4 protein-coding genes are annotated in these 4515 nt (G+C 30.0%); 1 reads left to right on the top strand and 3 read right to left on the bottom strand.

Translation table 11 applies throughout. The features are described 5' to 3' along the window. Positions 1-75 precede the first annotated feature (75 nt). Complete coding sequence (locus ACT8VG_RS07710) at positions 76-1239, bottom strand: MFS transporter (protein WP_444195554.1); 1164 nt, start codon at positions 1237-1239, stop codon at positions 76-78. A 52-nt stretch (positions 1240-1291) separates the two neighbouring features. Here ACT8VG_RS07710 and ACT8VG_RS07705 point away from each other — a divergent pair, with 52 nt between their 5' ends. After that, entirely contained in the window at positions 1292-2182 is an 891-nt protein-coding gene (locus ACT8VG_RS07705) for a MurR/RpiR family transcriptional regulator (protein WP_444195553.1), read from the top strand. Between the two features lie 250 nt (positions 2183-2432). Here ACT8VG_RS07705 and ACT8VG_RS07700 read toward each other — a convergent pair whose 3' ends face one another. Together ACT8VG_RS07700 and ACT8VG_RS07695 are read right to left on the bottom strand one after the other, a co-directional pair. After that, positions 2433-3614 carry an iron-containing alcohol dehydrogenase gene (locus ACT8VG_RS07700; RefSeq protein ID WP_444195552.1) on the bottom strand — a complete coding sequence of 394 codons (1182 nt, stop codon included), beginning with the start codon at positions 3612-3614 and terminating at the stop codon, positions 2433-2435. A 1-nt stretch (position 3615) separates the two neighbouring features. Next, complete coding sequence (locus tag ACT8VG_RS07695) at positions 3616-4452, bottom strand: SDR family oxidoreductase (RefSeq protein ID WP_217106076.1); 837 nt, start codon at positions 4450-4452, stop codon at positions 3616-3618. Between the last annotated feature and the right edge of the window lie 63 nt (positions 4453-4515).

Below are 4515 nucleotides of genomic sequence, written 5' to 3'. Positions count from 1 at the left end.
TGATAAATAATAGAAATTATACATGAGAAAATAACTTAAATAACTGTTTTTATAACATTTTAACATAAAACCCTCCTAGTGAAATACTTTTAACTCTTTATTTGTTGGTACGTTAAAGAAGAAAACAAGAATCATTCCAATAATACTGCCAATAAATAATACAAAATAAAACATTTGATAACCAGTAAAATCAATCAAATATCCTGCTGACATCTGAAATAAAATCGATGAAAAACTTTTACAGGCAGAAACAAGTGATAACGCACTATTTTGTCTGGCATTATCAACAATTGTTGAAATGATTTTTAAATTGATCATAACAAAAGCCATAGTTGCGACGGTTTTCGTAAGAAATACAATAATAATTTGAAGAATGACTGATGAGATAAAACTAAAAGTAAAGAACTGTATAACTAGTAAAATAAAACAACTCATTAATAATTGTTTATTAGTAAAACGATTCATATAGAAACGTGATAATAGAATAACAGGTACCTCTGATAAAGTAGAAACAAAGATAACATTAGAAACATAATTTATTGGTAAACCACTTTGTTTTAACATCGCAGGTAAATAAAGATGATGCACATTGGTAACACCATAAAATAAACAAACAATAATCAAGTAAAATGGAATATGCTTGATTTTAAATACAGATGTCATTGAGACTTTTTCTACTATTTTTTCTATAGGTGGTAAAATACTATGTGTTCCTAAAATACCAATGACACATAATAATTCTCCTATTGCGAAGAAAATATAAAGACTATAAGGTCCTATATTTTTATAAATTAATCCAGCTATGATTGTAGCTACTGCATAACCAATTGTTGCCCAAACACGAATCGAACCATATTTAAATCTTGATAGTATAGCCATTCTCTCAATAATTGGATTTGTTCCATTGGTTATTGCTAGAAATAAGCTATAAGCAACAGTAATCAAATAAATATTCTTTAAAAAAATAAAGATGATTCCTAGCATTCCTGCAGCCAGCAATAAGATACTATTAACATATCTTGATTCATATTGATCATTAAGTTTTCCAATAAAAGGCTGAACAATGACGGATAATATATAAGAACAAGAAACAACAAAACTTACTTGCGAAGCACTGTATCCTTTATCCATTAAATAAACTGAAATAAATCCTGAAAAGAATGCTAGACTAAAGAAAAAGAAGAAGTACATTAAGAAATAGCTTAAATAACTGTCATGATAATGCTTTAAAAATCTCATTTTTTACTCCTTTTAATTTTTTTCTTATATAATGAAAGAGAGAGGTACTAATATGCTTTTACAAGAAAAAATGAAACAAAATATCTTTTCCTATAATGAACAAACAATTATTCATTTTATTTTAGAAAAACAAGAACAAATCAAAAATTATTCTACAAAAATGATTGGTGATGAAACCTATACAGCCCCTTCTACTGTTATTCGTATTGCTCATAAATTAGGTTTTCAAGGATGGTCTGATTTTAAAGAAGCATTTCTCGATGAAGTGATTTATTTAAATAGTCACTTCCAAGAAATAGATTCTAATTATCCTTTTACAAGTCAAGATACAATAATGCAGATTGCACATAAAATAATCCAATTACATATAGAAAGTGCAAATGATACTGCTTCTTTAATTCATCACGATACTTTACAAAACGCTGTTCAAATTCTAAGAAAAGCGAGTGTTGTTAAAGTATTTGCTGTCGCAAATTTAAACTTCATTGGTGAAGAGTTTGTTTTCAAATTAAATCGTATTCATAAGAGAGCTTATATTGAACCTATACAGGATAATCAATTTCAAGATGCTATTATGACTACAAGTGATGAGTGTGCTATATGTTTATCTTATTCAGGAGAAACACCAACTCTTTTAAAAACAGCTCATTTTTTAAAGGAAAATAAAGTTCCGATTATTGCGATTACGAGTCTTGGTAAAAATAGCTTATCTAATCTAGCAACAGTATCATTAAATATTTCTACTCGAGAGAAATCATTTTCTAAAATAGCTGGATTTACCTCTTTAGAATCCATGAATATTATTTTAAATATTCTTTATTCATGCTTATTTTCTCTAAACTATCAAGAGAATCTAGATTATAAGATTGATGTTGCAAAAAGAGTGGAACTTAATCGTGAAATAGATAATGAAATAATTGAAGAACATCTTAAAAAAGATTAGTTCTTCTTTTTTATGACTACCCGTATAACTTTTACCTTGACTGTATTTTTAAACCAACACACATTTATTAGTTTATTAATTTTAAAAGGTTTTGGAATATAAAAAAATGTAAATGAAAAGCCATTTACATTTTCTAATTTATTATTCAATTTTTTGTAAATAGAATTTACATTCTCAATACTTAACGCTCAGTTCAAGAAAAATAGTCTAGGTAGATTATTAATAGTTACTAGATGTAAGTCTTCTTTGATTATAAACACATCTTATAGATGTTTAAACAGTCTTCCTGCGTTAAAGGACGATAGGCCATTGGCAATGAATCTTGTCCATAACATGCTTTTACTTTTAATTCATCTAAGTCTATATCTGTGATGTTTAATTCACTTAGTGTTACAGGCAAATGAAGTTCAACTTTAATAAAGTTTTGTAATGCAGCGATTCCTGCAAGAGCATTGTCCATGTCATTACCTAAATCTTTTATACCCATGACATTCATTCCAAAACGGGCAAAGTCATTTGCTACTGTTTCATCTTTATTCAGTAAATATGTCATCCATTTAGGTGTAATAATCGCAAGTCCTTTACCATGAGTCATATCATATGTAGAAGAGAATTGTTCGAGAGCATGTAATTGTGCCTGTGTTTTATATCCTGATGTACAGAAACTATTTAATGCCCATGAAGCAGCCCATAATAGTGTTGCTCTTGCTGTATAGTTATCTAGTTCTTTCAATGCGATTGGTAGTTGTTCACGTATTGTTTTTAGTAAGGTTTCAACCACATTAAACTGAAGTGGATACTTATCACTGTTCACAAAATAATTCATATCAAATAGATGTGCCATGATATCAAATCCACCACATGCTGTTTGATATGATGAAACAGTGAATGTATTCGTAGGATCTAAAAAGGCTGCTTTAGGTCTTAAAATATCTCCATTAATACCACTTTTTACATTCTTGTCTACATTCGCAATAACACATGATTTATCCATTTCACTACCTGTTGAGGCAATAGTAGGCATTGCGATAACAGGTAGAGCATCCTTCCAAGATACTTTCTTTTCTACTAAATCCCAGAAATCATCTGTATCTGTAAGTGTTAAAGCAGCAATTGCTTTAGATGCATCAATAGTAGATCCTCCACCTGCTGCAAGAATAACTGAAATATTGTATTCTCTACAGATCTGTGCTCCTTTATTCACTGTAGTATGTCTTGGATTAGGTTCTACACCAGATAATTCATATACGTTAATATCATGTTCCTTTAATTCATTCATAACTCTATCATAGAGCCCTATTTTCTTGATAGATCCTCCACCATATACGACTAAAACATTCTTTCCGTGCTTTAATACTTCTTCATGTAAATGACCTAATTGGTCTTTACCAAAATATACTTTTGTAGTGTTTTGAAACTGAAAATCATTCATTTTATTTTCCTCCTTCTGGTTTTAAAGGTCCATAATAATATGATGCTGTTGCACCACCATCCATTAAGAAAGTAGATCCAGTAATAAAAGCACCCTTATCACTCATTAATAATTCAGCAACATTTGCTACTTCATCTGCTGTTCCTGGTCTACCAGCTGGACATTTTAAGAACATGTTTTTATAGAAATCTCCTCTTGGTTCATTGAATTCATCAATTGCGAGAGGTGTCACTATAATACCTGGTGCAATCGCATTGATTCTTGCTCCACGTTGACCCCATTTAACAGATTCAGCCATGACACGTTTTTCATTACATCTTTTTGCTAATTGATAAGCGTGTAATGTATCATTAATATTTTCAGGTTGTAAAATATCTAAATCTAATAATTCTTCAGTTGGTGTACAAGCAAGTTGTTCATCTTCCGAAGCTGTAAGTTGTTTCATACGAAAACCTGATTGACTTGAAATTGTAATGCCAACGCCACCTTCTTCAATCACTTTTCCTACTTCTTCTAATAAAACAGCTGTTCCATAAAGATCTACTCTTAAAATAGATTCAATAGGTGCCTGTGAAGGCGAAACACCAGCACCATTCACCAACATTTTGATTTTTCCAAAGCTTTTAGCTGTTTCAATCGTTTTTAGAATATCTTCTCTACTTGATAAATCAACTTTCATGATATCAACATCAAATCCTGCATCAATCATTGTTTTTTGAATATTCTTCGCATTTTCTATATTTTTGTCACCTAAAATAATTTTCTTACCAGCGCCCATTCTTCTCATAATAGCCATACTAGTTTGACCAGCACCAACAACAATCATAACTTCTTTCATTACTTCTTTACCTGCCCTTTCTATATAAAAGCTTCTACATCCATATAATAAAAAAAATAAGGA

The organism is Catenibacterium sp. (assembly GCF_052354645.1).
Lineage (GTDB): Bacteria > Bacillota_I > Bacilli_A > Erysipelotrichales > Coprobacillaceae > Catenibacterium > Catenibacterium mitsuoka_A.
The sequence above is the reverse complement of the archived record's forward strand: the minus strand, read 5'-3'. Positions and strand labels throughout refer to the sequence as shown.

Excerpts from the sequence above, each read along its gene's own strand:
- ACT8VG_RS07700 (WP_444195552.1), bottom strand. The coding sequence starts at position 3,614 with ATGAATGATTTTCAGTTTCAAAACACTACAAAAGTATATTTTGGTAAA.
- ACT8VG_RS07710 (WP_444195554.1), bottom strand. The coding sequence starts at position 1,239 with ATGAGATTTTTAAAGCATTATCATGACAGTTATTTAAGCTATTTCTTA.
- ACT8VG_RS07695 (WP_217106076.1), bottom strand. The coding sequence starts at position 4,452 with ATGAAAGAAGTTATGATTGTTGTTGGTGCTGGTCAAACTAGTATGGCT.
- ACT8VG_RS07705 (WP_444195553.1), top strand. The coding sequence starts at position 1,292 with ATGCTTTTACAAGAAAAAATGAAACAAAATATCTTTTCCTATAATGAA.